Genomic DNA, 26313 nt, shown 5'->3' on the forward strand with positions numbered 1-26313 from the left:
ATTAACGGAGGAATCAGATTATGACTGAACAAAATATTAACATTAACGTGAATGGTAAATATGAACCAGCTGAAGTGACGGTCAAACAAGGCGTACCTGCCCAATTGACGTTTACCCGGACGAGTACCCAAGGTTGTTTGGAACACGTTCATTCGACCGACTTAGGATTTGCGACGGACTTACCAATCAATCAGCCCCAAACGGTCACGATTCCAACGGATCAAGCGGGTGAATTCACCTTCAGTTGTGGTATGGACATGGTTAGTGGAAAAGTGGTGGTCCAAGGATGACAACGACGCGTCGGTTTTGGATTTCATTAATTTTTTCATTACCGTTATTAGCAAATATGATTCTGATGCCATTCGGTTGGATGCTGCCGGGTGGTGACTGGACGCAACTGGCACTGACGACTGTCATCATGCTCGTGTCAGCGCGGCCGTTTCTTCAAAGTGCTTGGGCGTCATTTAAAAAGCACCACGCCAACATGGATACACTGGTCGCAATCGGGACGGCCACGGCTTATTTTTACAGTTTGTACGCGATGGCGACCGGTCAAGCGGTCTTCTTTGAAAGCGCGGCGCTCGTGACGACCTTCGTTTTACTGGGCCAAGTCTTTGAAGAACGGATGCGGCATAACGCCTCGAACGCCGTTGCCAAATTAGTTGGTTTGCAAGCCAAAGAAGCGGAAGTTTTACGCGGCACCGAGTTTGTGCAAGTACCATTGGATCAAGTGGTGGTTGGTGATATTATTCGGGTCAAACCTGGCCAGAAAATTCCAGTCGATGGCGTCATTACGGCTGGTCAGTCAACCGTTGATGAATCGATGGTGACGGGTGAAAGTATGCCGGTTCAAAAGCACGAATCGGATGCCGTGATTGGTTCGACGATCAATAGTAACGGGACCTTCCAGTTTCGAGCTAGCAAGGTCGGTGACCAAACAATGCTGGCACAAATCGTTGAGCTGGTCAAAAAGGCTCAGAACAGTCACGCGCCAATTCAAAAGCTGACGGACAAAGTCTCTGATATTTTCGTGCCGGTTGTTTTAATTATTGCCATTTTGACGTTCCTCACCTGGTACGTGTTACTCGGCGCTAGTTTGGCGAATGCTTTGATTTTTGCCGTGGCGGTCGTCGTGATTGCTTGTCCATGTGCGCTCGGTTTAGCGACACCAACTGCTTTAATGGTCGGAACCGGTCGTGGTGCCAAGCTCGGAATTTTGATCAAAAACGGTGAAGTGTTGGAAGCCGTTAACGAAATTCAGACGGTCGTTTTTGACAAGACTGGGACGATTACTGTGGGCAAGCCCCAAGTGACGGATATCGTTGGCGATGAAGCGCAAGTTTTACGGGTCGCAACTAGCCTCGAAGCTGCTTCCGAACATCCACTCGCAGCTGCAATTCTAAAACGCGGCCAGGATAGTGCGATTAAAGCGCCCACGGCCACTGATTTTCAAGCGGTTGAAGGTAAAGGCGTCACCGCGCAAATCGACGGACAAGCTGCCGTTGTCGGCAATCATAAGCTGTTGATGGACGAGGCGATCAGCGATGACTTGGCTCAAGCCGCCACTAAGTTACAGGACGCGGCTAAAACGGTGGTTTACGTCGGCCTCAATCATCAAATTATTGGGTTGATTGCCATTCAGGATGTCGCTAAATCAACGTCCAAAGCGGCCATTGCTAGTTTGAAGGCGCGGGGATTAAAGACCGTTATGTTGACGGGGGATAATCCACGGGTCGCGCAGGCGGTCGCCGCACAAGTGGGTATCGATGACGTGATTGCGGACGTGCTACCAAGTGACAAGGCTGCCCACGTCGAAGCCCTTCAAAAGACGGGCAAGGTGGCCTTTGTCGGCGATGGCATCAATGATGCGCCTGCCTTGACCACTGCCGATGTTGGTATTGCGATGGGCTCCGGGACGGATATCGCCATCGATGCGGGTGGCATTGTGCTCGTTAAGAATGACCTGCGCGACGTTGACCGGGCGTTAGCCTTGAGCAAGAAGACGTTTAATCGGATCAAGCTCAACCTATTCTGGGCCTTTGTCTACAATGTGCTCGGTATTCCAGTCGCTGCGGGGGTCTTCTACGCGATTGGCCTGACGTTGAGTCCTGAGTTAGCGGGCTTAGCGATGGCGTTTAGCTCGTTGTCAGTCGTGACGAGTTCAGTCTTGCTCAACAAGGCCAAGCTGGGTACGGCGGCAGCACAACCAGCTTAAAGCGCGACGCATTTTGTCAGCGAGATACTGACGAACAATTAAATTGATCAAGTGAACCGGTGTGGTGCCTGTAATTAGGCACCATGCCGGTTTTTGTTTACATGAAAGTCGCATTGAATGATTGAAAATAACCGATAAACTTCACAAGACGGTGCAAATGAGTATTATATTTACACTAATTAAGTATCATATCGTTAGGGTGAAATCGGCAATTAGCCGGTATTAATAGGATTTGAACGTTTGTAAGCGATAATGAAAGCGTTTGAATTTGATTGTAGATTGTGTAACAATATGAATTGTAAGCGTTTTACATACTATTTGAAACGAGGGTTTGATTATGAAGATTAAAGCAGCAGTAGTTGATAAAGTTAATGATCCATTTGTCATTAAAGATGATATTGATTTGGCGGAAATGACACCCACTGATTTACAAATTAAAATCGTGGCATCCGGGATTTGTCATTCTGATGAAGCGATTCGGCGCGGCGATGCCTCACTCGGCTATCCCGTTATCTTAGGACATGAAGGTTCTGGGATCGTTGAAAAAGTTGGTTCTGAAGTCACTAATTTCGAAGTCGGCGATCACGTTATCTTGTCATTTTACGCTGACGGAACTTGTGACAACTGTTTGAAAGGGATGCCAACCAAGTGCCGGAACTATGCGGACTACAACTTGAGCGGGACCCGTCCAGATGGTTCTGACCATTTCCAAGAAAACGGCCAGCATATCAGTGACATGTTCGACCAATCCTCATTCACGACTCATACGGTGGTTGACCAACGCAATGCCGTTAAAGTGCCTAAGGAATTAGACTTACGGCGCTTAGGACCTTTAGGCTGTGGTTACGTGACTGGTAGTGGGACCGTCTTGAACAGTCTCCAACCACGTCCTGGGCAAACAATTGCGGTCTTTGGGACTGGTGCCGTTGGGTTAGCTGCTATGATGGCTGGTAAGATTTCAGGCTGTACTGAAGTGATCGCCGTTGATATTGTGGATTCACGGTTGGAATTAGCCAAGGAATTAGGCGCAACGCACGCCATCAACAGTAAAGAAGAAGACCCAGTCGAAGCCATCAAGAAGTTGACGCACGGCTATGGGGTTGACTTCGCTGTTGATACCACCGGTGTTGAACCAGTAATGGTATCCGCAATCCATGCCTTAGCACAAGGTGGGACCGCTGCTTTGATCGCCGTAACGTCTAAGAACATTACCATCAGTTCATGGAACGACCTTTGCGTTGACGATAAGAAAGTCATCGGGGTCAACATGGGTGATTCGATTCCTGGCGTTGATATTCCACGGTTGATCGACTTCTATCAACATGGTATGTTTCCATTTGAAAAGACTGAAAAGTTCTACAAGTTTGAAGATATCAATCAAGCCAATGCCGATTCTGGTAGTGGTAAGACCATCAAACCAGTCTTGATTATCGATGAAGACTACGTGCCTGGTAAATAAGCTTCAGGCTGATGCCTTTAACAGATTGAAATAAGCACAAAAACAACACCGCAACTCTAGCGCAAATCGCGCTGACTGCGGTGTTGTTTTTTATTGACTGTATTGCCGTTGACAGCTGTTAAACGGCGTGATACCCATGATTAGAACTTGATGCCGCGATGGTATTGTTGCCGGCTTTGATGAGTAGTTGCACGATGATTCAACATGTAAAGTCATCGGTAATCATTTAATGAGCGAGGCCATTAGAGATGAGTCGATGAACCAAGCCGTTTCAGAAACCGCTACCATTTAAGTGCTAGCGGCTAGCTTTAGCAATCTTGTACGCTGGGGCAGTCAGTAGGCACGGTTTTACTTCGCGTCATAAGCTGCTTGGAAAATCTTGATGATGTCTTCCTTGGTGCCTTTACGTGGGTTTGAGAAGGCGTTGCCGTCTTTGAGGGCGTTGCTGGCCATGTGCTCGAAGTTCTCGATTTTGGCGCCAATTTCCTTGATTGAGTGCGGAATCCCGACATCTTCACTGAGTTGTTTCATCGCTTTAATGGCTAATTCAGCGGCATCGCGGGTCGACAAGCCATCGGTATTTTCGCCCATGATTTTGGCCAGTTCGGCAAAGCGTTCTGGGCAAGCAATCAGGTTATATTCTTCAACGTAAGGTAATAATAGGGCGCAGCAGACCCCGTGTGGCGCATCGTATTGACCACCGAGTTGATGGGCCATCGCGTGCACGTAGCCTAAGTTGGCGTTGTTGAAGGCCATTCCAGCGAGCATTTCGGCTTCGACCATGTGGGTCCGGGCCTCGAGATTATGACCGTTGGCAACCGCTTCTCGTAAGGAAGATTCAATCAACTTGATGGCTTGAATGCACTGCGAGTCCGTGATCGGGTTATGGTCGACGGAAACAAAGGGTTCAATCGCCTGAACGAAAGCGTCCATCCCGGTAGCGGCGGTTAATCCCTTAGGAACGTCCAGCATCAGCGTTGGGTCGTTGAACGAAACCAGCGGCATGTTCCGCCATGATGCGACCACGAACTTGTAATGGGTGGCTTCATTGGTGATAACGCAGTGGCGGGTGAGTTCTGACCCGGTTCCGGCAGTCGTGTTGACCGCAATCAGTGGTGGCAGAGCGTTTTTGAGCGTTTCGATCCCGGCTAACTTGGTGATGTCGTCACCGTTAGTCATAATAATTCCCGCGCCCTTACCAGTATCATGCGCAGAACCGCCGCCAATCGTAATCAGTGAGTCGGCATGGTTGCTTTCGTAGAGTGCTTTGACGGCTTGAATGTTATGAATTTTGGGATTAGGTTCGACTTGATTGTAAATAACATAGTCGATCCCAGCAGCGTCGAGTGAGGCCCGGACTTGGGCAACGGCACCGTTTGGGAGACTCTCTAAAAATTTATCCGTGACGATGACGGGTTTGTGCATCCCCAGGGTCTTGGCACGGTCGCCAATCTTGCTAATCACACCGGGGCCAAAAAAGTTCACGCTAGGCATTAGGAAATCAAAATTACGTTCAGTCATATCAATTACCTTCTTTTATTGTAATTATTATCATTACTAATTTACAGCCCAAATTATAGTCGCAATAATTACAGTTTGCAATAGGTTTGACGAAAATAATGATATTTTTCACAATATCTAGTGATTGAGTAGGCGGTATCAGGTGCAATATTTAAGATTCAGTTGGCAGAATATGATTAAACTGGCAATCTATCACTTCAATATCTTAGAATATCAAAAACCACCCGTTCAACAATGATTCACAATCTCATTGCCAAACGCGCGGTTTTTAGTCTGAATGATTCAATTTTTGAGTTTAGTACCAGTGGTGATGTTGCCAGAATTTCTTGGCTTTGACCCAGGTGCCGTAGCGGCTTTTAACGTAGGTGTTGGCCCGCTTTTCCTGATTAACAGGGGATAAGTTACCATGTAAGTATGACCGCAATAGTTGGTAACGGCCATAACATTTACCATTGCGCGCGGTATAACTGTAGCCAGATTCGCGATAGGCGATCCAGTTCTTCGCGGCCCGGTTAGCCTTGGAAAGCTTGGCGTTGATTTTCTTGATCTTTTGCGCCTGCGTCAGCTTTTTTGAGGCTTGCGCTGTAATTGTCGTTTGTGGAATCCAGCTGCTAGCAACGTTGACCATCATCCCGAAAGCGCAGCCAATCAGTACCAGCCATAAAATTGATTTCAACCTAAAATTCTTCATCATGTATGTATACCCCGTTTTTACCCTTGATTTCGTCACTCAATTAACCTGATGACTGTAGAATACCCTAATTATGTTGCAGTTATGTTAAAACCAAGTTACTTAGTTATTAAATGAATATTTACTCAATGAAATAGTTAGCGTCAATAATTATTTCTCAACGGAACAACTTAATAATTAGACCGATTATCACATGGAAAAATCATCCGATTGTTAGAGAAACTAAAGCGCTTTATTGCATGCTTACGGTAATCTTAAAATGAGCTAAGCTTTACAACAGTATAAAAGGGGAAGTGCAATAATGGCAACAAAAGATAATGAGAAGATTACGCTAATTGCATTAGTAATGATGATCTTCACCACCGTTTTTGGTTTTGCCAATAGTACGGTTGCGTATTATTTAATGGGCTATAGTTCTATTCTATTTTACCTGGTCGCTGCCGTGCTGTTCTTCATTCCGTTCGCGCTGATGATGGCGGAATTTGGTGCCGCGGTAAAATCTGACAGCAGCGGGATGTACAAATGGTTGGAAGTGAGTGTTAACGCAAAATTTGCGTTCGTGGGGACCTTCATGTGGTTTGCGTCGTACATCATTTGGTTGGTGTCGACCTCTGCAAAGGTGTGGATTCCATTCACGACTATCTTCTTTGGAAGTGACCAAACTCAGCGTTTTGCCATGTTTGGTCTAAACGCCACGCAAATGATTGGGATTTTATCCTGTTTATGGATGGTGCTCGTCACCTTCATTTCAATCAAAGGGATGAAGGGCATTGTGCGGGTCACCAGTCTCGGGGGCTTGGCGGTCACCAGCTTGACTGCGATCCTATTAGTCGTGTCCGGCGTCGTTCTGGCGTTAAACCATGGTCAGTTCGCGCAACCCTTACAGCACGTGCTGACGTCACCTAACCCGAGCTATCAACATCCAGTCGGGTTACTCGGATTCGCAGTCTTCGCCATCTTTGCCTACGGGGGCCTAGAAGTGCTCGGTGGGATGGTTGATAAGACTAAGAATCCTGAAAAAACATTTCCACGGGGCATCATCATTTCAGCGATCGTGATTACGTTAGGTTACGGCCTGGGTATCTTCTGCTGGGGGATCAGTACAAACTGGCAAGCCGTTTTATCGAACCCAACGACCAACCTGGGGAATATTAGTTATGTCATGATGCAAAACTTGGGTTATGTCTTGGGACAATCATTGGGATTAAGTGCGGCCGCGGCCAAAACGTTAGGCCTGTGGTTTGCGCGCTACACCGGGCTAGGAATGTTTCTCGCCTACAGTGGGGCCTTCTTCACGTTGACCTATTCGCCATTGAAAACGTTGATTTTGGGAACGCCTAAGGAACTGTGGCCGAAGAAGTTTACCCAACTCAACAAAGCGGGGATGCCTAGTTACGCCATGATGGTTCAATGTGTGATCGTCATTGTGATCATTCTGGTCGCCTCTTTCGCAACCACGGATGCGTCCGCATTTTATAACGTTTTGACGCTGATGGCGAACGTTTCAATGACGTTACCATACTTGTTCTTGCTCTATGCGTTTCCAAAGTTCAAGGAAAATCAGAATATCATCAAACCGTTTGAAGTCTACAAATCGTTGACCTGGACCAAAATCATTAGCTGGGTCGTCTTTATTGTCGTATTGGGTGCCAACGTCTTTACGTTGATCCAACCAATCTTAGAGACGGGCAAGTTTCAAAATACGATTTGGATGCTGGTCGGACCAATCGTGTTTGGGGTCGCCGGAATCATCTGGTACCAAGTGCGCGAACGGCATGTTAATTAAGTGAAATTCCAAAGTATCGTTTACTGGCCAAGGGGGTCGGGAAACGGTACTTTTTTTGACTGATTTTAGGCCTGTTTTAGTACACTAGGTCTAATAACCATCATTGGCTGAACGTTCGTAGCCCCAGCGGCCGTACCTGGTTGGATGGTGATTAAAAAGTGGAGGTGATGAACCGGTGCAAACTTTAGGAACGACACTTAAGTCCGCGCGTCAAGCGCAACACCTGACCCAGCACCAAGTTGCGCAAGACATCTGTGCCCAGTCGATGTTGTCGGCCATTGAACATGACCGCTATGTGCCAAACGCCCGCTTGTTGTTAGCGTTGTGTCAGCGATTGAACGTCGCCGTTAGTGCTTTGAAATTGGCGGATAATTTCGCCATCAGCGCTGATGCGAGTTTTAATCACCGCGTCGAAATGCTTTGTAACGCCCACCAGTATCAAGCGTTGAAGGACTTTTTACTGGTTCCAGCGACCTTAACTTACGTTCAAACAGATGAGCAGACGCAAGCTTATTACTATTATTTAGGGATCGCGTGCTGGCAAGTCGATGCGACGAGCGGTGACGCGATACAAAACATCCAACTGGCGCTCGGAATGGCCACGCCGAATGCACCGTTAACGACGCTCTCAAGGTTGGCGCTAATTTCATTGGCGGTATTCAAAACGGTTAATTATTCGGCTGCTCACGTTGAAACACTGGTCACGCAAGCGCTACTGGGCATTAAGACCGGTCCGTATGAAGAAAACCTGAATATTGTCTACTATTTGGCCGGGTTAGTTGCTTATCAACAGCACGCTCCCGAATTAGCGATGAACCGTCTGACTGCTGGGATCGCTTTTGCGACTGCTCATAATTCACATTATATGCTGGCCAATTGTTATCAGCTACTTGCCCAGTTAGCCCTGGAAGCAAATGACACCACTGCAGCACAACAAGCTTCCGAGCGCTCGGCAGTGTTTCGCGAGCTGTTCCATGAGCAAGTTCATGATGAGTTCGGATAACCAGTGTTGGCTTTGCATTTGGTTATGAACATTGAATTAGTCATGATTAAAATATGCCAATTATTAATTTCAGAAGCAGCCGCTTAAGCTCATTTCCCACTAATTTTTCAACTATTTCACGCATAGTTTAGTCGTTGTTATCAGTATACTGATTTTCAATCATCTACAGGCGCGCGTACATTGTAACCACCAACTAACAAAACGGGCGGGACAATGTCAGTGAGCGTCACATTCATCAAGTGTGGTTGGTGCGGATGGGGATGCAAGCATTGTCGCCGTCTTTGGAGGTTACATCATGACAAAGACTTTATTTACCAATCGCGTTTTGGCACATGCCAGTTTAGCAACTGTTCGGCGCTTGTTAGCGTATCCATTGAATTTGCCAATGTGGGCGACTGCGGTAACCGCTGTCGCGCCTGCAACAAACGGCTACACGCTCGAGCGGGCTGGCGCAGCAATCAATCAGTCGGAGCGCTTGCGAGTAACGACGCATGATAACCAGGTCATCTACCAGGGTGTCGGCGACCAGCTAGTGTATCAAGTCACGTTTACGCTGACAGCGGATGCGAGCGGGCAGACCACGGTCGATGAGCAAGTCAGTTTACTGGAAGAGGCGCCGAGTTGGCTACCATTGCCATTAATTAAACCGGTGATGCAGCGAGACTTTCAGCGTAAACTCAACCAGTTTGCAGCACTCGCAGGGGCTCAGAATAATGACGATTAACGATGGCATCACGCTTATCAAGGTTTTCATCACGTGGTGGGCCGTGAGTTGGGTGTTGCGCGCATTATTGATTGGCGGGGCCGCCATGCTGATTTATTATCGGTGGTATCGGCATCAACGGTAGCGAAATCCGCCCGTTAAGTTGTGAAGACACACTTAACAGGCGGATTTTTTGTGCGCGGTGAGTCCTAATACGGAAACTTGGTTGATTGGTACTATTCCGAAAAGTCCTTGTTTTTCAAATGCACCCCGGCGACAATTGCGAGAACGGCTGACAGGCCGATGACGATCATGAAAGTCATGGGGCTATCTTCGCCGGGAAGACCGCCCGTATTCATTCCCCAAATTCCAGTAATCAAGGCCGGAATCGAAATAATCAGTCCAGCGGAGTCGAGGTATTTCATTAAGTGGTTGAGGCGATTGTCCATCATGTCGGAGAATAGCCCGCCAATCGTTTCGAGCAAGTCCCGATAAGTGCGGACCAATTTATCGGCATAGCGTTGTTGCAATTCGATATCATACTGTAGCGCTTCGTTATTCAATTTTTGTAAATAGTCGTCGTTATTGAACATCGCCTCAAGCGTTTTCGCCTGGTCTTGTAAGGTCTGGTCTAAGAACACCATCGTTCGTTGGGTGTTTGCCAGACGGAAGAGCTCATCGTTACGCGTCGTTTCGCGCGCCGCTTGGTCGAGTTCGTCAATCGTGGTTTTAAGCGCTGTCAATTCCATAACGTAGTGCTCGTAAATCTCGAGGATGGCGTAACTGACGAGTAATTCATTCGAGGTGATTTCGGTGGCATGTTGCTCAAGCAGGCGCTCGATAAAGGTCGAATCCTGACAGACGTACGTGATTAAAAATTGGTCGGTCACCACAAACGAGAGTGGTTCCAATCGTTCTTCGATGCTGTCGTCGGTCGCAGCGGAGAGATTCGTCAGGACGAGCGAGTAACTGGTGGCAAAACGCGTGTGCTTCAGCTTTTTGAGTTCTGAAACTTCGACACCCTCATTGGCATTGTCGAAAATATTGGCGGGCAGTTCATAGGTGTCAATTACTTGCTGAGTTTCGTCGTCGCTCGCATCTTGGAGGACGATCCAGTTGGCGTTGTCACGAGAAGTGGTCGTAACGCCATCAGATTGAATCAGGTAGTGGTCAATCATAACAATAGTGCTCCTTTCAAAGAGTCCGTGGGCAACAATCAACTTTTACAACGCCGTATTATGACAAGAATTTAGTTGAACGTAAAGAGATACACTAATAAAGATTGTTAGTATAAACTTATGCATTTGGCTGTCGTTTTGACGAAATTTCCGGTATGGTGTGTGTATTCAAATAAAGGAGGCCCACACAATGACACAACCAGATTTACGTGATCCACGCAAGTTATACAAGACAGACGGTTTTGAGAAGCAGGACCAGCCGACGCCCGCATTACAGACGAAGATGCAACCTGAGCCAGACTGTGGCGAAGAAAGCTATCAAGGTCATGATAAGCTATTGAATCGCCGTGTCCTAATCACGGGCGGCGACTCGGGCATCGGGCGCGCCGCTGCAATTGCGTTTGCACGCGAAGGCGCGGACGTTGCGATTCAGTATTTGCCAGGTGAAGAAGCGGATGCCAAGCAAGTTGCCAAGCTGATTGAGTCAGCGGGGCGCAAGTCGCTTCTGTTGCCGTGTGATCTGAAGCAGGATGGCGTCGCGGCTGATTTGGTCGACCAGACGATTGCGGCTTTTGGTGGCCTGGATACGCTGGTCTTGAATGCCGGTCAACAGATTTCACAGCCGTCACTTGAGAAATTACCAATTAAGCAAGTTCAGGAGACCTTCCAGGTGAACATCGTGGCGATGATGGCGATTGCGCAGGCGGCCCTGCCACACATGCCGGCTGGGGGCAGCATTGTGACGACCACGTCGATTCAAGCCTATTCGCCAAGTGGGCACCTGATGGACTACGCGGCGACTAAGGCGGCCATCAAAAACTGGACGATCAACTTCGCGGCAGAAGCAGCCGAAAAGGGAATTCGGGTCAATGGCGTCGCGCCAGGGCCAATTTGGACACCATTACAGTTGGATCAGGGGCAACCGATTGAAGCACTGCCGAAGTTCGGTCAGGATACGTTGTTAAAACGGGCTGGACAGCCAGCTGAATTGGCGCCAGTCTACGTCTTTCTGGCTTCTAACGACGCGAGCTATGTTACCGCCCAGATTTATGGGGTGACTGGTGGCGGTGTGATTAATTAGGGTAAAAGATGGCATGAAAAAAAGACCTAGCTGCGAGTGCAGCTGGGCCTTTTTGCATATTAATCATAAATCTCAATCCTCTGGCGCCATCAACAACGCCAACGTCGCACTGCCCATCGCCTTAGCCGCAATCAGCAGGCAATCTTCATTCATCATGAAGTCGGGACTGTGGTGCGGATGGTTTTCGCCGGGTGCCGTTTGACAACCCGCGTAGATGAAGCTGCTGGGTTTGGCCTGAGCGAAGTAGGCGAAGTCTTCGGAAGGGTCTTGTGGACCGCAGTCAAAGATTTTTGTGATTTCAGGAATATCGGCGAAACGGATACTGTCAATCACTTGTTGCGTCAAGGCGGCATCGTTCATCAGTACCGGATAGTTGTCGTCGTAATTCATATCGACTTGCACGCCAAAGGTTGCACCGACACCATTTGCGATTTGAGTGATCTGGTCGCGCAAGGTTTGGCGTGTGTCTTCATTCATCAGGCGGACGTCGCCTTTCAGCTGGACTTGTTCTTTGATGGCATTGAATGAACCGACGCCATCAAACGAGCCAATCGTGACGCTACCGGTATCGAAGGGGTCGATACGGCGGGAGACCACGGTTTGTAAGGCGGTCACAAAGTAGCTCCCAGCGACGATCGCATCATTTGAAAGGTGTGGCATAGACGCATGACCACCCTTGCCAGTAAACGTGACTGTAAAATTGGCGCGGCCCGTCTGCGCAGCATTCAAATGGTAGCCGATGGAACCGGTCGGCATGCTGCTCATCACGTGGAGCCCTAGGACGTGGTCGATACCGTCGAGAACGCCCGCGGCTAACATTGATTTGGCACCACCGGGCGAGACTTCTTCGGCAGGCTGATGGATGATGCGCACCCGACCGTGTAACTGGTCTTTCAGATTTGAGAGCGTTCTTGCCAAAATCATCAGGTACGCGGTATGACCATCGTGGCCACACGCATGCATGACATTAGGCGTTTGCGATTTGAATGGTAAGTCGTTGACTTCCTGAATAGCGAGTGCATCGAAGTCCGCGCGTAAGGCCAGTTGGGGGCCGGGATGCCCGCTATCAATGTCCATAACGAACCCGTAGCCATCACCATAATCAGTCGTGGTCAGGCCCAAGTCTTGATAGAATTGTTTGAGATACGCCGCGGTCCCTTTTTCGTGAAATGAAACCTCGGGGTGGGCGTGTAAATGCCGTCGAATCTTAATCATCTCGGGTTCAGCGGCAGTCAGTTGTTGCATTAATTGGTCTTGAAGGCGCATGCCTGTATCATCCTTTCTGTCTTTACGGGTGGGTATCAAGCAGGAATACCAAAGTAAATTTGGCAGCCGTTTGATCCAACACTACCTTTAGTTTAGCATCAAGTAGCGGAAGTAGGGGGATTGCTGCGCTTGGTCGTTGAGACCGAACTAGTCAATATTCGGACTTTCCGGTGACTGCCATTTCACACTGATGATTTTTGACCGGTTATGTGACGTGACCTGAAATGTGCAGATAGTCGAGGCTGCGGACTGGCTGGTCAATTTGGGGCCGAATGCCACACGTGTTGATTACAGTGCACGACGGCCCAATCATCTCGAGTTTAATTTCCACAACAAATAGCCGTCGCAAGACTTGGAATGCTTGCGGCAGCTACTGTTGAATTTATTAGGATAAGACACGTTTTTGAATCCGTTTTCAATTGCGCCTAGAAGTTAGTCACTTGTTTGATATTGGCCTTCAAAGGTGGGAGTTTAACAATTTGACTTGTTTTCTTATCCGCAACGCGCTGAGTAACGGTTAACCCACGTGTGCTGTTCTTGATTTGCGCATTTGAAATGAATACCTTAGTGGTCGTGCCGGTCGTCTTAAGCGTTTTGATTGTGCGGCCATTTTGTGCGATTTTAAGTGTCGCAGCACGTGGCCCGGCAAACGTATAGTGAATTCCCTTAGTCGTCCGTTCGGCGCTGATGACTTTGACCTTAGGCGTTGCGTATTGTTGTGACCGAATCGTAGTCAACACTTGACGACCACTTTTCAGTTGGAAGGTGCCGTAGCCCTTGAATGATTGTGTCAACTTGAACTGGCCTGATTTGACCGGAGCGGATTTAACGGCTTTCCCCTTGTAAGTCAAGGTTAGTCGTTTAGCACCGGTCGCATGACCTTTTACGGTGAGTGCGTGTGTTTGTGCGCTGTAACTGGTGGTGATGTGATTGACCGTAGTCGGTTTGGCCATTGCTGGTACGGCGCCCAGACCAGCTGCCATAGTAGCGGTCAATAGCGTTAGAACTGGTTTAGAAATTAGCATGGGGGATTCCCCCAATCCGGTTGTCGTGAGTAGTGTGGCGTGCGACGATTGCGCTGGCAGACAGGCAACAACGTTATGGCGCTGGCATTAATAGCAACTGTTAACAGGAGGTCTCTTGACACTAATCAGTATAGCAAGGCGTTGTCATTCGCGAAAGAATTGTCGATAATTCGTTACTTATCTAAACGATTGCTTTCACCAGTAAATGGCAAATTGACCAGATGACGACCGCAACTGCTTAATTATTAGTAAATGAATACCAGCCAATTAAATCAAGCTGTCCATCGTATTAATCCCACATATCCCAAAAGATTATCATCGTAATCTGATTTTGCAAAAGATATGATATATTGATTGTCCTAATCGCTAATATCAGGTACCCTAAAAAGAAGACCACAATTACGAGGAGGAACGATTTTAATGAAGATTTTGATGCCATATTTTAAACGATATCGGCTGGACGTCTGGATTGCGATGTTGTCAGTGATCGTGCTGGTATTTGCGACCTTATGGCAACCGCGGTTGTTACAAGTGATTATGGAAGCAATCATTAAAAATGATCAAGCGACCGTTTTCCGCGAAGGGCTGATGTTATTGGGGTTGGCCGTATTGGGAATCATTGGCGGAATCGTCAATACGATTTACGCGGCCCGCGTTGCGCTCGGGGTCGCAACGGATTTGCGTGCGGACCTATACGCGAAGGTGCAGTCGTTGGCGTATGCCGATGTCGAAAAATTTTCACCTTCCAACTTAGTGGTCCGAATGACCAATGATATTAATCAAGTGCAACAGATCGTGATGGCGGGTTTTCAACAGATTACTCGGATTCCGCTGCTATTTATCGGGGCGTTAATTCTAGCCGTGATGACGATGCCAGAACAGTGGTGGGTCATCGTCGTCATGATGGTGGTTATTTTGGCGGTGGCCTTGTTAGCTGTGCGCCGGATGACGACTTACTTTGCTCAGACCCAACAGGATATTGAAAACGTGAACACGGTGGCGCGCGAAAACTTAATGGGGATTCGCGTTGTTAAATCGTTCGTTCAGGAACCAAATGAAATCAAAAAGTTTGCGTCTGCCTCCGACGAATTGACGGCGGTGACGGCCAAAATCGGGTACTGGTTTGCCATTCTGATGCCAGCCTTCTTCCTAACCGCGAACGTCGCTGTGGGGGTAGCGGTCTATCTGGTTGGTCAGACGATTACGACCCATCCGTCCTACTTGGCGGCAATCACGAGTTTTATTTCTTATTTGATGCAGATTTTATTTGCCGTGATCAACGGGGGCTTCTTAATGACCTTTGCCTCACGGGCAGTCATTTCGCTCGGCCGGATCAATGAAGTTATGACGACGACACCTAGTATGTCGTACGTGGACGGTGATGATGCGCCGGTTGCCGGGGACATCCACTTTGACCACGTGACCTTCACGTATCCTGGTGATGACCAACCGACCTTAAAAGACGTCACGTTTACGGTCAAAGCCGGTTCAATGCTGGGAATCGTCGGTGCGACGGGGTCTGGGAAGACGACCTTGGCGCAACTGATTGCGCGGTTGTATGATCCAGACAGTGGTCGGGTCTCAATCGGGGGCATCGATGTCCGTGAATTGCCGGAAAAGGCGTTACGCGCCACGGTCGCCTATGTGCTGCAACGCTCGACGCTGTTCTCCGGAACGATTGCGGGCAATTTGCGCCAGGTGAAGCCGGATGCCCAGCCGAGTCACATGCAATGGGCAGCTAATATTGCCCAATCTGCAGAGTTCATCGAACAGCTGCCACAAACGTATGATGCGCCCGTTGAAGAACGCTCACAGAACTTTTCTGGTGGACAAAAACAACGGCTCGCGATTACACGGGGCGTCATTGCTAATCCTGAAATTTTGATTTTAGATGACGCGACCTCGGCCCTGGATGCACGGTCAGAAAAACTCGTGCAAGAGGCGTTAGACCGTGAACTCACTTCAACAACGACGGTCGTGATTGCCGAAAAGATCGCCTCGATTATTCGTGCGGACCAAATTTTAGTCCTGGACGATGGTCGGATTTCTGGCAGCGGGACCCATCAAGAATTGTTACAGCAAAGTGCGATTTATCGGGCCATTTATCAGACGCAAAAGGCACGAGAGGAGGGCTTACATGAGTGATTTACGCAATGCCGGTAAGTACTACTGGCACTATTTAAAACGCTATTGGTTAGGCTTTTTACTGAGTGTCATCCTGATTGCCATCTCGACTTGGTGTATCGTGGTGGCACCGACTTACCTCGGACGCGCCGTTGAAGAGTTGACGCAATACTTGCAACAGTGGACGAATCAGGCCACCCGGGCACAGGCTAGTTTACAGCCGTTTAACCGGACGTTGATCATCTACGTCTTACTCTACGTGGGCGATGCTAGTACGATTTTTATCGCCAGTTTGATTTTGGCGCGGGTGACGGCTTTCTCGACCGGGACCATGCGTGTCGGCCTATTCCGTAAAATGCAGCGGATGAAAGTCCAGTACTTTGATACGCATAGCGATGGCGATATTTTAGCGCGGTTTACATCAGATTTGGATAATATTTTTAATGCAATGAACCAGGCGCTGCTGGAAATTCTATTGGCGGTGGCACAGTTTGTCGGCTTGCTTATCGTGATGTTCAATCAGAATGCGACGATGGCCTGGGTCACAATGGCTTCGACGCCAATCGCCCTGATCATTGCGGCGTTTGTCATGCATAAGGCGGGCGTCGCCGTTAACCAGCAACAGGATGATATCGGTCAGCTAAACGGTTATATCAACGAACAGATCACCGGCCAAAAAGTTCTGATTACCAATGGTTTACAGCAGGATTCCCTGAATGGTTTTCACGAGTACAACGGCAAGGTCAGAAAATCCGCATTGACGGGTCAGATCTGGTCTGGTATTTTGAATCCATTGATGCAGGGAATGTCGCTGCTGAACACGGCCATCGTGATTTTCTTTGGTTCGTGGTTGGCGCTCAACGGCAGTATGTCGACGGGGGCAGCCTTGGCACTCGTGGTCGTGTTTGTTAACTATGCGCAACAATACTATCAACCGATTATGTCGTTGACCAGTTTGTATAGTATGATTCAGTTAGCGATTACCGGTGCACGCCGGGTCGATGAAGTGCGTAATCAGCCCGATGAAGTCAGTCCTGAACACGGTCGGACGTTGGATGGTATTCAAGATGAGCTCTTGATTGATGACGTGCGCTTCAGTTATCAGCCGGGCAAAGAAATTCTGCACGGTGTTTCCATCCATGTGCATCGCGGTGAAATGGTCGCACTGGTTGGACCGACTGGGTCTGGTAAGACGACGGTGATGAACTTGCTCAACCGGTTCTATGACGTGGATAGTGGGGCGATCACCTTTGATGGCGTGGACATTCAATCGTTTGATTTGAAAGTCTTGCGGCAAAATGTCGGCATCGTGTTGCAGGAACCGCAGCTCTTCACTGGGTCGATTGCCGACAATATTCGGTATGGGGAACCAACAGCGTCGATGGAACGCGTGATCGATGCGGCCAAGCAGGCGAATATTCATGATTTCGTGATGAGCTTGCCGGACGGTTATGAGACGCAGGTTTCTGACGAACAGAGCATCTTCTCTGCGGGCCAAAAACAATTGATGTCGATTGCCCGGACGATTTTGACTAACCCGAAACTGTTGATTTTGGACGAAGCGACGTCTAACGTTGATACGGTGACGGAAGCCAATATTCAAGCGGCCATGGACAACGTGATTCAAGGCCGTACCAGCTTTGTCATCGCGCACCGCTTGAAAACCATCCTCAATGCAGATAAAATCGTTGTATTGAAAGATGGTCAGATTATTGAGCAAGGCAACCATCAAGCACTGCTAGCCGCTGATGGCTTCTACGCCGAGCTCTATCGGAACCAAATGGTATTTGAATAATGAAAGTGTTAGGAGTTTGAAATGACAGGGCAAGAGCAACAAGTGCGCGTCTCAATTCCGGTCTCCGCGTTAGAGCGAGCCGGCATCGACCGTGATGATCAATTACAATTAAAAGTGCAAAATGACGCGCTAGTGTTAGAAAAAGTCCAACCGCGTCAGCCGCAGTGGCAACAATATTTGGTTATTTGGCCGTTGATCGTCGCCTTAATCTCAGGCGTTGCCAGTTATGCTTACTGGTGGTTTCAAAAGGTGCGACCGGTCCCGCTAACCGGTGCCCAATCCATCGGGAGTGTGACGATTGTTGCTGGGGTAGTGACGGGCGCACTCCTGTTTATCGGTTTCTTTCTCAAAACGCGAAACGATCCTGAAAATCGCTTTTCACGGCACATTTACTGGCGGAATTTCCCGGTGATTACGATCGCCTTTATTATGATTTTGGCGTTTGCGTTAGTTGGGGTTTTCTGGGTGCTAGAACTGCTATTTCCAGATGTCGTGTTTGACCGGTTCACGTCACTGTTACTCATCGTGATGTTTACGTATTTTGCGGATGCGTTCATGGTTGGGGCGGCCCTGACGATTAATGCCCGTTCGTTAACCTCGATTCTGACCGTCGTGATCGTCAGTGGCTGTGTCATCTCAATGGCCGCCAATGGTCAGCGGCGCTGGTGGCAACATAACCTGAGCTTTCTCGGGACACATGCTGCTGAAAATGCGTGGCAGTTTAACCTGACGTTGATTTTTTCAGCGTTACTGATGGTCGTTTTGATCGACTACCTCTTCGTTTCACTGAGCCGGATTTATCCCCGGACTTGGCGAACGTTGACGTTGCGAATTTTACTAACATTAACGGCCATCGACTTCGGGGCAGTCGGACTATTTCCAAATAATCTGACTTTTCACTGGCTGCACGACTTGGTGGCTGGCGGCCTAGTGACATTGCTGGTCTTACTGATCGTTGGCGTCCGTTGGCTATTACCTGCAATCACAAAGGACTTTTTGTGGCTGTCATACGGTGTCGGCATCTTGCTCTTACTGTTGAACTTCGGCTTTCACTGGTTCAACTATCCATCGCTGACGGCGTTTGAGATTCAAGCCTTTGCCTTATCGTTTGGTTGGCTCCTGATGCTCTTTTCGCGCCTCCAAGCGTTGGTTAATGAAGATCCAGAATTACTGACGATTCAGTTGGAACAGGATTCGAAACGCGAGTAGGACGGTAGTTGTAAACAATTATAAAAATGACGAAATCGGTCGTTGCGCACGGAGAATTGGTGCGCGGCGGCCGATTTTTTGAGTAAGCAAAAATTCAACTTGTGACTAGCGACGACGCAACGGGAAGAGGCTGAGCCGTCGGTATTCTAGCTCAACTGATTGGGTCCAACCGCTTAACAGCCATTTGGTAGGTGAAAGATGAGCGTGATAGCATCATGATTGGATTGCAGAAATATGAGACTGGCCGAATGTCTCGGTTATGATGTTTTTTGAAACAAAACAATTCTGGCATTTTAGACTGAGTTATTTTATAATTAAGGGAACAAGAGTTCGTGTGTGATGTATGAATAGCACAATAAACGGCACAGTAAGGGGATAGACAGTCAAAAAGGGGGCGAAGGCAGTGCGGAAAACGTTGATGGACCGTCCGCGGCAACATTTTACCGGTGTCATCAGGACTTATGGCAGTGATCATAATGGTCGCGGTGTAACGGCGCTGACTAACGTTGAAGATCAGGCTGGTAACACTGTGACTGACCATTTGTGGGTGCAAAACGTGATTCACCCGGTCCCCGGCAGGCCGAAACACAGTCTGATGCGCCTGATTTCAGCTGTCGCAACGCCCAGGACCTATATCCGCCACAATAGTCAGCAGCCCGATGTTGGCTTGGCAGATTTTGGACGCATCTTTTATGCCGTCAACTTACCACCGGATTTATCACCACAAGTCGTGGCCCAATTGAATGACCATCCGAATCGGTACTTTGCTGGCTTGATCAGCGAGCGTCAGCTAACGTTCATTTATATGGATGAGAGTGGCCATATGACTGATGGCTTGCAGGACGTGATGTGTTTTCGAAGCATGCGTGGCTTAGCGGCAAACGTCCAGCCGTATGCGCAATCGCGGCCATTCTTTGTTTTCAAAGTGATACGCTATCGGAGTGAAATTTATTTTGGCTTACCAGCACGCCATTGAGAACTGAGTCGTACTAGTAACAGCCGTTGATTGAGAAAGTGAGGGTGAATTGATGACGACGAAACGAACGTACATGGCAATCGACTTAAAATCATTCTACGCTTCGGTTGAGTGCGTCGCGCACCACCTGGACCCGCTGAATGCCAATTTGGTCGTGGCGGATACCAGCCGGACGGATAAGACGATTTGTTTGGCGGTATCACCAGCATTGAAGCAGTTCGGTGTACCAGGACGACCACGCTTGTTCCAGGTCAAACAGCGATTAGCGGATTTGAACCGGGAACGCGGGCGGCAGACGAGCTATGCCCAAGTAAAGCGCCATCAGTCGATTTATCGCGACCAACTGTTAGCACATCCGAATCTGGGCATCGACTATCAGGTCGTCCCACCGCGAATGGCTTACTATATGCAGAAGAGTGCGGAGATTTATACCATTTATCTGCGCTTTATCAAGCCAGAGCACATTCACGTTTACTCAATCGATGAGGTCTTCATGGACGTGACAGACTACTTGGCAACTTACCACGTCACGCCGCACGCGTTAGCCAAAACCATGATTCATGAGATTCAAGCGGAGACCGGGATTACCGCCACCGCGGGGATTGGCACCAATCTCTACTTAGCGAAGGTCGCCATGGATATCGTGGCCAAAAAGATTCCGGCAGATGCGGATGGCGTCCGCATTGCCCAGATGGATGAGAAATTGTATCGACGTTACCTATGGGCCCATCGGCCATTGACGGACTTTTGGCGGGTCGGACACGGCTATGCTAAACGTCTGGCAGCGCTCGGACTCAATACGATGGGTGATATTGCGCGCTGCTCGCTGGGGAGTTTGTCCGATCAATATAATGAAATGTTGCTCTATCGTGAGTTCGGCAAGAACGCGGAATTGTTGATCGACCATGCTTGGGGGGATGAGTCGGCAACGTTAGCGGACATCAAGAATTACCATGCCAGTGAGCACGGTATTTATGCGAGCCAGGTGCTGATGCGGCCATACGACTACACTGCTGGCCAGGCAGTTCTTCGCGGGATGGTCAATAATCTAGTCTTCGATTTGGTCAAACGCCACGTGGTCACTGACCAGATTGGGCTGCGAGTCGACTATGATGCTAGTACGGCACAAACAAGCCAGACGACACTGACCGAAGATTACTATGGTCGACAAGTGCCCAAACCGGCACACGTGACGACGCGATTAACGATCGCCACTGCCGCCCAACCAGAGCTGAGTGCGGTTTATCAACAGCTTTATCAGCAGGCAGTTAATCGGAAATTGATGATTCGCCGTGTCACTGTCATGGCGAACCACCTCGTTGATGAACAGCAGGTGGCCGAACAGCCTCGCTGTGAGCAAACGAATTTGTTTGAAAATCCAGCTGTTGCACGTAACCGCGAGCAACATGACCAACGACGCCGTGAGCGAGACCGACAACTGCAGCAGACGATTCTAAACTTACAAGCGAGTTCGGGCAATAAGAATGTCGTGATTCGGTTGGCTGATTTGAAAGCCGACGCGACGACGATTGAACGCAATGAACAGATTGGAGGTCACCGCGCCTAATGTCAGAATCTAGACAAACGACTTCAGAAGCCACACAACCTAATCCAGCTGGATTGTTTAACGATACGAGCGAATACGCCGATATTATCACAACACCGCGGCCCGTCAGTAAACATCATTTACCGATGCCTCAAAGTGACCGAGCGGCACAATTTGCGCCGTTCGCTGCGCTGACCGGGTATAACGAACTAATTGAAAAACGGGCTAAAATCTACGCGCATAAGCATTATCCAACTGCAGCGGCCAAACAAGCGGTGACGGAACAGTTGCAGCAGTTAGCTGCGATGCCAGAATTACCGGTCGTCGTGTTGGATTACTTCAACGATGACGTCGGCTACTACCAGTCCGTCACCAGCCAATTATTGAAGCTGGACTGGCAGCGTGCTCGAATTTACTTAGAAACACCGCATAGCGTTCCGATGGCGAATATCCGTAGCGTTTCGATTGCAGCGCAATAGGGCCATAATTGTCCAACGAAGTTTTGAGAATAAAATGTTAACAAGTTTAAGAAAGTCCCCTGATCATTAGCAGTTCGTGCCAATTGTCAGGGGACTTTTCGTTCTGATTCAGTTTGAAAATGTACTCATGAAGTCTTACTTGGCCACGATTTGCATCCGACCATGTTTCTTGGCCGCATACAAGTTGTCATCGACGCGACGATAAAATTCAGTTGGGGTGGTATCTTCCGGCTGTAATTGTGCTATGCCGACTGATATCGACAGTTGAATTTGATGGCCGTTGAATGGAACGACCAGGTGGTTAACAGCCGCAAAGAGTTGTTCAGCGACCAAGCGCGCTTCGGTTAAGTCGTAACTTGGGAAGAGCACGTTGAATTCTTCACCGCCCGTTCGGTAAAGGGCAATGTTGGGATTGTTGGCTTCAAAGACCGTCTCAGCGACCTGGGTGACGTGTTGTAAAATTTGGTCACCCGCCAGATGACCATAGGTGTCATTGACGCGCTTGAAGTGATCGATGTCGAACATCATCATTGTCAGCGGCACGCCATTTTGACGACTCGCCGTCAGATGGTAATTGATAGCTGTCGTGTAGGCGGCAAAGTTCTCAGTTTTGGTCAGGGCATCGTGGTTGGCGAATGAGACCAAGTTTTGTTTGAGTTGGGCATTGGCTGACAACATACTGGCGTAGATGTAGAGTAGCACTTCGAAAATCATGAGGTAGCCCCATTCCTGCCAATACGTCCCCCATGAAAGATTGAATTTGAGCCACATGAACCACCATAAAATCAAGCCGAAGCACGCACAAGTGACAAAGTATAACGTAACTTGGCCGACTTTAGTTTGTAACGGCACGCGCTTCCGTAGCGTTCTCAACGTCGTAAAGAATAGTAGTAGTGCTAGCGCGTGGCCCCACGATTGCCAGTAACCCAGTGATCGGTTAAAAATCATGAAGACCAGTACCAGCGGATACAAGTAGTAGTTGGCAATCCGAATGTTGAGAAAATAGCCGCAAAAAGTCAGCGCAATCAGTTGGAAATTCATGAAAATCCAGGCATCCGGTTGACCAACAATCAGTGCCTGCATCCCGAAGACGAAAACCAGCATATACACTAAGCCATACCAATCGTTGATAATCGACTCATTGACGCGTTGATAATGCGTATGCAAAAATGTGATCAACCAATTCTGTGATACCCAAAAAAGCGTTAGTACGCCTAAAATAAAGAAAACACTTGTAATAAATGGTGAAATCTCCCAATGTGACCAAGTCATACCCAAACACCCTTCAATTCATTATTCTATGTTCATTTAAATTAAAGTATACAGGTATTAGTATAGCCCTCCAATCGATAAATAGCGACTGGGAGTTTTAGGTGGAGACCTGAAGCTAAAAGTTGTATCAACAGTGTTTAAACGTGAATCGTCGTCCTGTTCGCGTATCGGTTACGGTTCAAAATGTCCCAACTGATGAGGGGAACGCGGCGGCAATAACGGTTGTACGGGTGAGATGATGCGGGTATTGGCATTAATGATTCCGCGTTGATCAGGCCGCGCTGCAATAAAGCCGGTATTAACCAGCCAAGCGTTCACCGTGACTGGCCCCACGAACTGAAAGCCTGCTTGGTGGAGATGTCGCGCCAACTGGTCCCCGGTAATGGTTGTTCGGGGCAAATCTCGAAAGTGGGGTGCGTTTAAGACCAGTTGCTGGTCGTTCAGTAGTTGCCAGAGATAGTCGGCGAAGGAGCGCGTTTGTTGAATTTGGTGGATCAACTGTGCATTGTGGATAACCGCCATAATTTTGCGTCGGTTGCGGATGAGTTGTGGATTAGCGAGTAACTTCGTGATATGTGCCTCATCATAAGCCGCAACGACGTCGATTTGCCAGTCACTAAAAGCGGTGGTCAGTGCCGGCCGTTTCTTTAGCACCCCCGACCAACTCAAACCAGCGGCAAATCCACCGAGACTTAAAAATTCGAAGAGGTGCGTGTCTTGGTCAGTCGGCAGACTCCATTCGTGGTCAAAGTAGTAACGGTAGGCTGAATCGTAAGGATAGTAGCGGTTAAATAATGGATCGTCGTCAAACCAGGTCGTAATCATCATGTTGGCCCCATTTCAGTCTAAAAGTAGGTTACACCAGATAATTACGCGAAATGCCGCTGGTTTCATTTCAAAAGCGTGTGAATTTTTGGCAATTGTGGTCCGAATTAGATGCTGGCATCGTCGGACGAGACGGTGTGAGAATAGTGAGTTAACACAGAGATTATGCACAAGCGTGTTTTTGCAGTCGGAACAGTTATGCACAGTTCCAGCAAACACAAGTCCTCATTCTGCCACCGTCACTCGAGTTATACACAGTGGTCGAGCGTCGCCACTAGTCATCGACACGCGCGTGTTCTTTCACCACTAGATTAGGGCGCATGTTACGGACCGTTTTGGTGGCGTGATCTTGTTGGATTTGCTTAATAATCATTGTCAGGCTGACAGTTGCGGTCATATCTTTTTTGAACGTATGCACCCCAAAACTATCGTAAGTCACCTGACCATTTTTGATTGTAAACCAGTTCGGCTGAAGTGCTTTGGCACTCGTCTTGATATTTTTGTCCGGCCAGACGAGGTACTTCGATTGGGACGCTTCGTGATAAATCTCAACTTGCCAGCCTAATTTGAAGTCACTGACTTCTTGCCAGCGTTGAATTTTTAGGTGCTTAACGGCGTAATAAATGATGCAGCTATATTTCAATTTGGGATCCTTTGCGACCGCGGACGCAGTGATTGGCGCGACACGCCGCGGAACCTGCGCTTTTTTGGCAGTCGTCGTAGGGGTTGCTGCTGGTGCGTGGTGCAGCGTGACGATTCCAACCACCGTGCCAATAATGAGGACGGTGATGAACGGTAAGAGCAATTTTTTCATTGAAAACACCTCACGACAAAATTGTAAAAAGTAAATATTACTATTTACAATCAAGATAGTTATTGTTATTCTGTAAAGCGTAATGATTACTATTTAAAAGAGGAGTGGCAAATGTGAAACGTTTTTGGGTACTATTAGTTGGCTTAGTGATTGGTGGTGGCCTGTTGACGGGCTGTCAATCCAAGTCAGAGTCGACGAACAACAGTAAGATTAAGGTTGTCGCAACGACCAACTTTTATGGTGCGGTGGCCAAAGCAGTCGGGGGTAAGCACGTTCAGGTCAGCTCGATCATCAATAAGCCGTCCGTTGACCCCCATGATTTTGAACCAACGCCAGCTGTCGCCAAACAAGTCAGTCAGGCGGATGTGGCGCTCGCCAACGGACTTGGCTACGATGGTTGGATGAATAAGGTCGTCCGGTCAACCAAGCAAGCCAAGTTGATTCGCGTCGGGGAAGACGTGCTCCATCGCAAAGCCGGCGTCAATGAGCACCTGTGGTATGACGCTAAAACGATGCCAGTGACGGCGACATATTTGGCCGAACAGTTTGCCAAGCAGCAGCCACAACATCGGGCCTATTTTAAGGCGAACGCCAAAAAATATATTGCGTCACTCAAGCCAATTCAACAAGAACGGCAGCAATTACAAGCAAAAGTGAAACGATTAAGCAATCGCCAGGTCCTCGTCAGTGAACCAGTCTTCGATTACGCCTTGACCAGCTTGGGCTTCAAAGTGGCCAATCATGATTTTGAAAATGCCGTTGAAAAGGGCACGGATCCGTCGCCACAAGTTATCCACAAGATGCAGCGGGGATTAAAAAATAAGCAAGTTGCCCTGTTTGTGAACAACCAGCAAGTCAGCGACAAAATCGTCACGAACATGGTTACGTTAGCGAAGCAGCACCAAGTTCCTGTCCTCAACGTGACTGAAACGATGCCGGCTAACTTGACTTATCAACAGTGGATGTTGAAGCAGTATCGCCAACTCAACCAGTTGTTAACTGACTAGTCGTTTAATTGTCAGCGCAACGACACCCCATTGGCGGACTTGTTCCGCTGAATAAATGGTCAACATGTCCACGACCATCTGCGCAACGGACGTGTGGGGCGCACTCCCAACTTCAACAGCAGTATAGTTGGTTAGTAAATCGGCAAAACTAGCATATGTTCGTTTGGCAACAAGCGTGGTGCGCACTGACTGACCAGTCTCTAAATCTAAAAAGCAGATGGCGTCGCCGACTTGTAGTGGTTGCCGTTTAGGATCATTGAGGCGAATCTCAACGGTCTTCGTGCCCGCTTGAACCAATTGCCACTGTGGATGTTGCAGTTGCATGGTGCTCATGAAGA

24 protein-coding genes are annotated in these 26313 nt (G+C 48.5%); 15 read left to right on the forward strand and 9 right to left on the reverse strand.

What is annotated here, in order from left to right:
- Nucleotides 1-20 precede the first annotated feature (20 nt).
- From MZO40_RS08850 to MZO40_RS08860, 3 genes are all read left to right on the forward strand, one after another.
- Entirely contained in the window at nucleotides 21-290 is a 270-nt protein-coding gene (locus tag MZO40_RS08850) for a cupredoxin domain-containing protein (RefSeq protein ID WP_050340109.1), read from the forward strand.
- The gene (locus tag MZO40_RS08855) at nucleotides 287-2215 is read left to right on the forward strand and encodes a copper-translocating P-type ATPase (protein WP_105961529.1); all 1929 of its coding nucleotides are present in this window, start codon (nucleotides 287-289) and stop codon (nucleotides 2213-2215) included. Before MZO40_RS08850 ends, MZO40_RS08855 begins: the two co-directional genes overlap by 4 nt.
- A 337-nt stretch (nucleotides 2216-2552) precedes the next feature.
- Nucleotides 2553-3674, forward strand: a complete 1122-nt coding sequence (locus MZO40_RS08860) for an NAD(P)-dependent alcohol dehydrogenase (protein ID WP_088770728.1) — start codon at nucleotides 2553-2555, stop codon at nucleotides 3672-3674.
- 348 nt (nucleotides 3675-4022) lie between these two features.
- Here MZO40_RS08860 and MZO40_RS08865 read toward each other — a convergent pair whose 3' ends face one another.
- Complete coding sequence (locus tag MZO40_RS08865) at nucleotides 4023-5195, reverse strand: iron-containing alcohol dehydrogenase (RefSeq protein ID WP_252133228.1); 1173 nt, start codon at nucleotides 5193-5195, stop codon at nucleotides 4023-4025.
- Nucleotides 5196-5490: 295 nt separating this feature from the next.
- Nucleotides 5491-5886 carry a hypothetical protein gene (locus MZO40_RS08870; RefSeq protein ID WP_050340199.1) on the reverse strand — a complete coding sequence of 132 codons (396 nt, stop codon included), beginning with the start codon at nucleotides 5884-5886 and terminating at the stop codon, nucleotides 5491-5493.
- Nucleotides 5887-6187: 301 nt separating this feature from the next.
- Here MZO40_RS08870 and yjeM point away from each other — a divergent pair, with 301 nt between their 5' ends.
- The 4 genes from yjeM (at nucleotide 6188) to MZO40_RS17445 (ending at nucleotide 9523) form a co-directional block, all read left to right on the forward strand.
- A complete protein-coding gene (gene yjeM / locus MZO40_RS08875) occupies nucleotides 6188-7672 on the forward strand; it encodes a glutamate/gamma-aminobutyrate family transporter YjeM (protein WP_088770729.1) in 1485 nt (494 codons plus the stop codon).
- Between the two features lie 175 nt (nucleotides 7673-7847).
- Nucleotides 7848-8675, forward strand: a complete 828-nt coding sequence (locus MZO40_RS08880; protein WP_105961530.1) for a helix-turn-helix domain-containing protein — start codon at nucleotides 7848-7850, stop codon at nucleotides 8673-8675.
- Nucleotides 8676-8970: 295 nt separating this feature from the next.
- On the forward strand, nucleotides 8971-9399 hold the full coding sequence (locus MZO40_RS08885) for an SRPBCC family protein (RefSeq protein WP_252133229.1): 429 nt from the start codon (nucleotides 8971-8973) through the stop codon (nucleotides 9397-9399).
- Complete coding sequence (locus MZO40_RS17445; protein ID WP_257790728.1) at nucleotides 9389-9523, forward strand: hypothetical protein; 135 nt, start codon at nucleotides 9389-9391, stop codon at nucleotides 9521-9523. The genes MZO40_RS08885 and MZO40_RS17445 overlap by 11 nt, the downstream gene beginning before the upstream one ends.
- A gap of 91 nt (nucleotides 9524-9614) precedes the next feature.
- Here the strand turns inward: MZO40_RS17445 and MZO40_RS08890 are convergent, their stop codons facing one another.
- Nucleotides 9615-10556 carry a magnesium transporter CorA family protein gene (locus MZO40_RS08890; protein ID WP_252133230.1) on the reverse strand — a complete coding sequence of 314 codons (942 nt, stop codon included), beginning with the start codon at nucleotides 10554-10556 and terminating at the stop codon, nucleotides 9615-9617.
- Between the two features lie 190 nt (nucleotides 10557-10746).
- On the opposite strand from MZO40_RS08890, the gene MZO40_RS08895 reads away from it, so the two are divergent.
- On the forward strand, nucleotides 10747-11637 hold the full coding sequence (locus tag MZO40_RS08895) for an SDR family oxidoreductase (protein WP_105961531.1): 891 nt from the start codon (nucleotides 10747-10749) through the stop codon (nucleotides 11635-11637).
- 72 nt (nucleotides 11638-11709) lie between these two features.
- On the opposite strand, the gene MZO40_RS08900 is transcribed toward MZO40_RS08895, so the two are convergent.
- A complete protein-coding gene (locus MZO40_RS08900) occupies nucleotides 11710-12903 on the reverse strand; it encodes an amidohydrolase (protein WP_122217825.1) in 1194 nt (397 codons plus the stop codon).
- A 425-nt stretch (nucleotides 12904-13328) separates the two neighbouring features.
- Entirely contained in the window at nucleotides 13329-13928 is a 600-nt protein-coding gene (locus MZO40_RS08905; protein ID WP_105961532.1) for a hypothetical protein, read from the reverse strand.
- Between the two features lie 420 nt (nucleotides 13929-14348).
- Here MZO40_RS08905 and MZO40_RS08910 point away from each other — a divergent pair, with 420 nt between their 5' ends.
- The 6 genes from MZO40_RS08910 (at nucleotide 14349) to MZO40_RS08935 (ending at nucleotide 22057) form a co-directional block, all read left to right on the forward strand.
- The gene (locus MZO40_RS08910; RefSeq protein ID WP_122217824.1) at nucleotides 14349-16073 is read left to right on the forward strand and encodes an ABC transporter ATP-binding protein; all 1725 of its coding nucleotides are present in this window, start codon (nucleotides 14349-14351) and stop codon (nucleotides 16071-16073) included.
- Nucleotides 16066-17847, forward strand: a complete 1782-nt coding sequence (locus MZO40_RS08915) for an ABC transporter ATP-binding protein (RefSeq protein WP_088770735.1) — start codon at nucleotides 16066-16068, stop codon at nucleotides 17845-17847. Before MZO40_RS08910 ends, MZO40_RS08915 begins: the two co-directional genes overlap by 8 nt.
- Nucleotides 17848-17868: 21 nt before the next feature.
- Nucleotides 17869-19056, forward strand: a complete 1188-nt coding sequence (locus tag MZO40_RS08920) for a hypothetical protein (protein WP_252133231.1) — start codon at nucleotides 17869-17871, stop codon at nucleotides 19054-19056.
- Between the two features lie 403 nt (nucleotides 19057-19459).
- Nucleotides 19460-20032: a hypothetical protein gene (locus MZO40_RS08925; RefSeq protein WP_088770737.1), complete on the forward strand. Its 573-nt coding sequence runs from the start codon at nucleotides 19460-19462 to the stop codon at nucleotides 20030-20032.
- Nucleotides 20033-20084: 52 nt separating this feature from the next.
- Nucleotides 20085-21599 (forward strand): LytTR family transcriptional regulator, encoded by a 1515-nt coding sequence (locus MZO40_RS08930; protein WP_105961536.1) that lies wholly within the window; start codon nucleotides 20085-20087, stop codon nucleotides 21597-21599.
- The gene (locus MZO40_RS08935; protein ID WP_105961537.1) at nucleotides 21599-22057 is read left to right on the forward strand and encodes a hypothetical protein; all 459 of its coding nucleotides are present in this window, start codon (nucleotides 21599-21601) and stop codon (nucleotides 22055-22057) included. Before MZO40_RS08930 ends, MZO40_RS08935 begins: the two co-directional genes overlap by 1 nt.
- 135 nt (nucleotides 22058-22192) lie before the next feature.
- Here the strand turns inward: MZO40_RS08935 and MZO40_RS08940 are convergent, their stop codons facing one another.
- The 3 genes from MZO40_RS08940 to MZO40_RS08950 all read right to left on the reverse strand — a co-directional run bounded on the left by MZO40_RS08940 (nucleotide 22193) and on the right by MZO40_RS08950 (nucleotide 24968).
- On the reverse strand, nucleotides 22193-23329 hold the full coding sequence (locus MZO40_RS08940; protein WP_105961538.1) for a GGDEF domain-containing protein: 1137 nt from the start codon (nucleotides 23327-23329) through the stop codon (nucleotides 22193-22195).
- A 171-nt stretch (nucleotides 23330-23500) separates the two neighbouring features.
- A complete protein-coding gene (locus MZO40_RS08945) occupies nucleotides 23501-24157 on the reverse strand; it encodes a DNA-3-methyladenine glycosylase I (protein WP_225367230.1) in 657 nt (218 codons plus the stop codon).
- Between the two features lie 271 nt (nucleotides 24158-24428).
- A complete protein-coding gene (locus MZO40_RS08950; protein ID WP_252133232.1) occupies nucleotides 24429-24968 on the reverse strand; it encodes a hypothetical protein in 540 nt (179 codons plus the stop codon).
- Between the two features lie 113 nt (nucleotides 24969-25081).
- Between MZO40_RS08950 and MZO40_RS08955 the strand changes: the two genes are divergently transcribed.
- Complete coding sequence (locus tag MZO40_RS08955; RefSeq protein WP_252133233.1) at nucleotides 25082-25975, forward strand: metal ABC transporter solute-binding protein; 894 nt, start codon at nucleotides 25082-25084, stop codon at nucleotides 25973-25975.
- Here the strand turns inward: MZO40_RS08955 and MZO40_RS08960 are convergent.
- Nucleotides 25964-26308 carry an ASCH domain-containing protein gene (locus MZO40_RS08960; RefSeq protein ID WP_105961542.1) on the reverse strand — a complete coding sequence of 115 codons (345 nt, stop codon included), beginning with the start codon at nucleotides 26306-26308 and terminating at the stop codon, nucleotides 25964-25966. The two genes, MZO40_RS08955 and MZO40_RS08960, sit on opposite strands and share 12 nt — an antisense overlap.
- Nucleotides 26309-26313: the final 5 nt, after the last annotated feature.

The sequence above is a fragment of the Lactiplantibacillus sp. B652 genome (assembly GCF_023806745.1).
GTDB classification, from domain to species: Bacteria; Bacillota; Bacilli; order Lactobacillales; family Lactobacillaceae; genus Lactiplantibacillus; species Lactiplantibacillus pentosus.

Excerpts from the sequence above, each read along its gene's own strand:
- MZO40_RS08860 (WP_088770728.1), top strand. The coding sequence starts at position 2,553 with ATGAAGATTAAAGCAGCAGTAGTTGATAAAGTTAATGATCCATTTGTC.
- MZO40_RS08870 (WP_050340199.1), bottom strand. The coding sequence starts at position 5,886 with ATGAAGAATTTTAGGTTGAAATCAATTTTATGGCTGGTACTGATTGGC.
- MZO40_RS08945 (WP_225367230.1), bottom strand. The coding sequence starts at position 24,157 with ATGATGATTACGACCTGGTTTGACGACGATCCATTATTTAACCGCTAC.
- MZO40_RS08935 (WP_105961537.1), top strand. The coding sequence starts at position 21,599 with ATGTCAGAATCTAGACAAACGACTTCAGAAGCCACACAACCTAATCCA.
- MZO40_RS08950 (WP_252133232.1), bottom strand. The coding sequence starts at position 24,968 with ATGAAAAAATTGCTCTTACCGTTCATCACCGTCCTCATTATTGGCACG.
- MZO40_RS08960 (WP_105961542.1), bottom strand. The coding sequence starts at position 26,308 with ATGAGCACCATGCAACTGCAACATCCACAGTGGCAATTGGTTCAAGCG.
- MZO40_RS17445 (WP_257790728.1), top strand. The coding sequence starts at position 9,389 with ATGACGATTAACGATGGCATCACGCTTATCAAGGTTTTCATCACGTGG.
- MZO40_RS08910 (WP_122217824.1), top strand. The coding sequence starts at position 14,349 with ATGAAGATTTTGATGCCATATTTTAAACGATATCGGCTGGACGTCTGG.
- MZO40_RS08885 (WP_252133229.1), top strand. The coding sequence starts at position 8,971 with ATGACAAAGACTTTATTTACCAATCGCGTTTTGGCACATGCCAGTTTA.
- MZO40_RS08920 (WP_252133231.1), top strand. The coding sequence starts at position 17,869 with ATGACAGGGCAAGAGCAACAAGTGCGCGTCTCAATTCCGGTCTCCGCG.
- MZO40_RS08900 (WP_122217825.1), bottom strand. The coding sequence starts at position 12,903 with ATGCGCCTTCAAGACCAATTAATGCAACAACTGACTGCCGCTGAACCC.
- yjeM (WP_088770729.1), top strand. The coding sequence starts at position 6,188 with ATGGCAACAAAAGATAATGAGAAGATTACGCTAATTGCATTAGTAATG.
- MZO40_RS08890 (WP_252133230.1), bottom strand. The coding sequence starts at position 10,556 with ATGATTGACCACTACCTGATTCAATCTGATGGCGTTACGACCACTTCT.
- MZO40_RS08940 (WP_105961538.1), bottom strand. The coding sequence starts at position 23,329 with ATGACTTGGTCACATTGGGAGATTTCACCATTTATTACAAGTGTTTTC.
- MZO40_RS08850 (WP_050340109.1), top strand. The coding sequence starts at position 21 with ATGACTGAACAAAATATTAACATTAACGTGAATGGTAAATATGAACCA.
- MZO40_RS08865 (WP_252133228.1), bottom strand. The coding sequence starts at position 5,195 with ATGACTGAACGTAATTTTGATTTCCTAATGCCTAGCGTGAACTTTTTT.
- MZO40_RS08915 (WP_088770735.1), top strand. The coding sequence starts at position 16,066 with ATGAGTGATTTACGCAATGCCGGTAAGTACTACTGGCACTATTTAAAA.
- MZO40_RS08930 (WP_105961536.1), top strand. The coding sequence starts at position 20,085 with ATGACGACGAAACGAACGTACATGGCAATCGACTTAAAATCATTCTAC.
- MZO40_RS08895 (WP_105961531.1), top strand. The coding sequence starts at position 10,747 with ATGACACAACCAGATTTACGTGATCCACGCAAGTTATACAAGACAGAC.
- MZO40_RS08855 (WP_105961529.1), top strand. The coding sequence starts at position 287 with ATGACAACGACGCGTCGGTTTTGGATTTCATTAATTTTTTCATTACCG.
- MZO40_RS08905 (WP_105961532.1), bottom strand. The coding sequence starts at position 13,928 with ATGCTAATTTCTAAACCAGTTCTAACGCTATTGACCGCTACTATGGCA.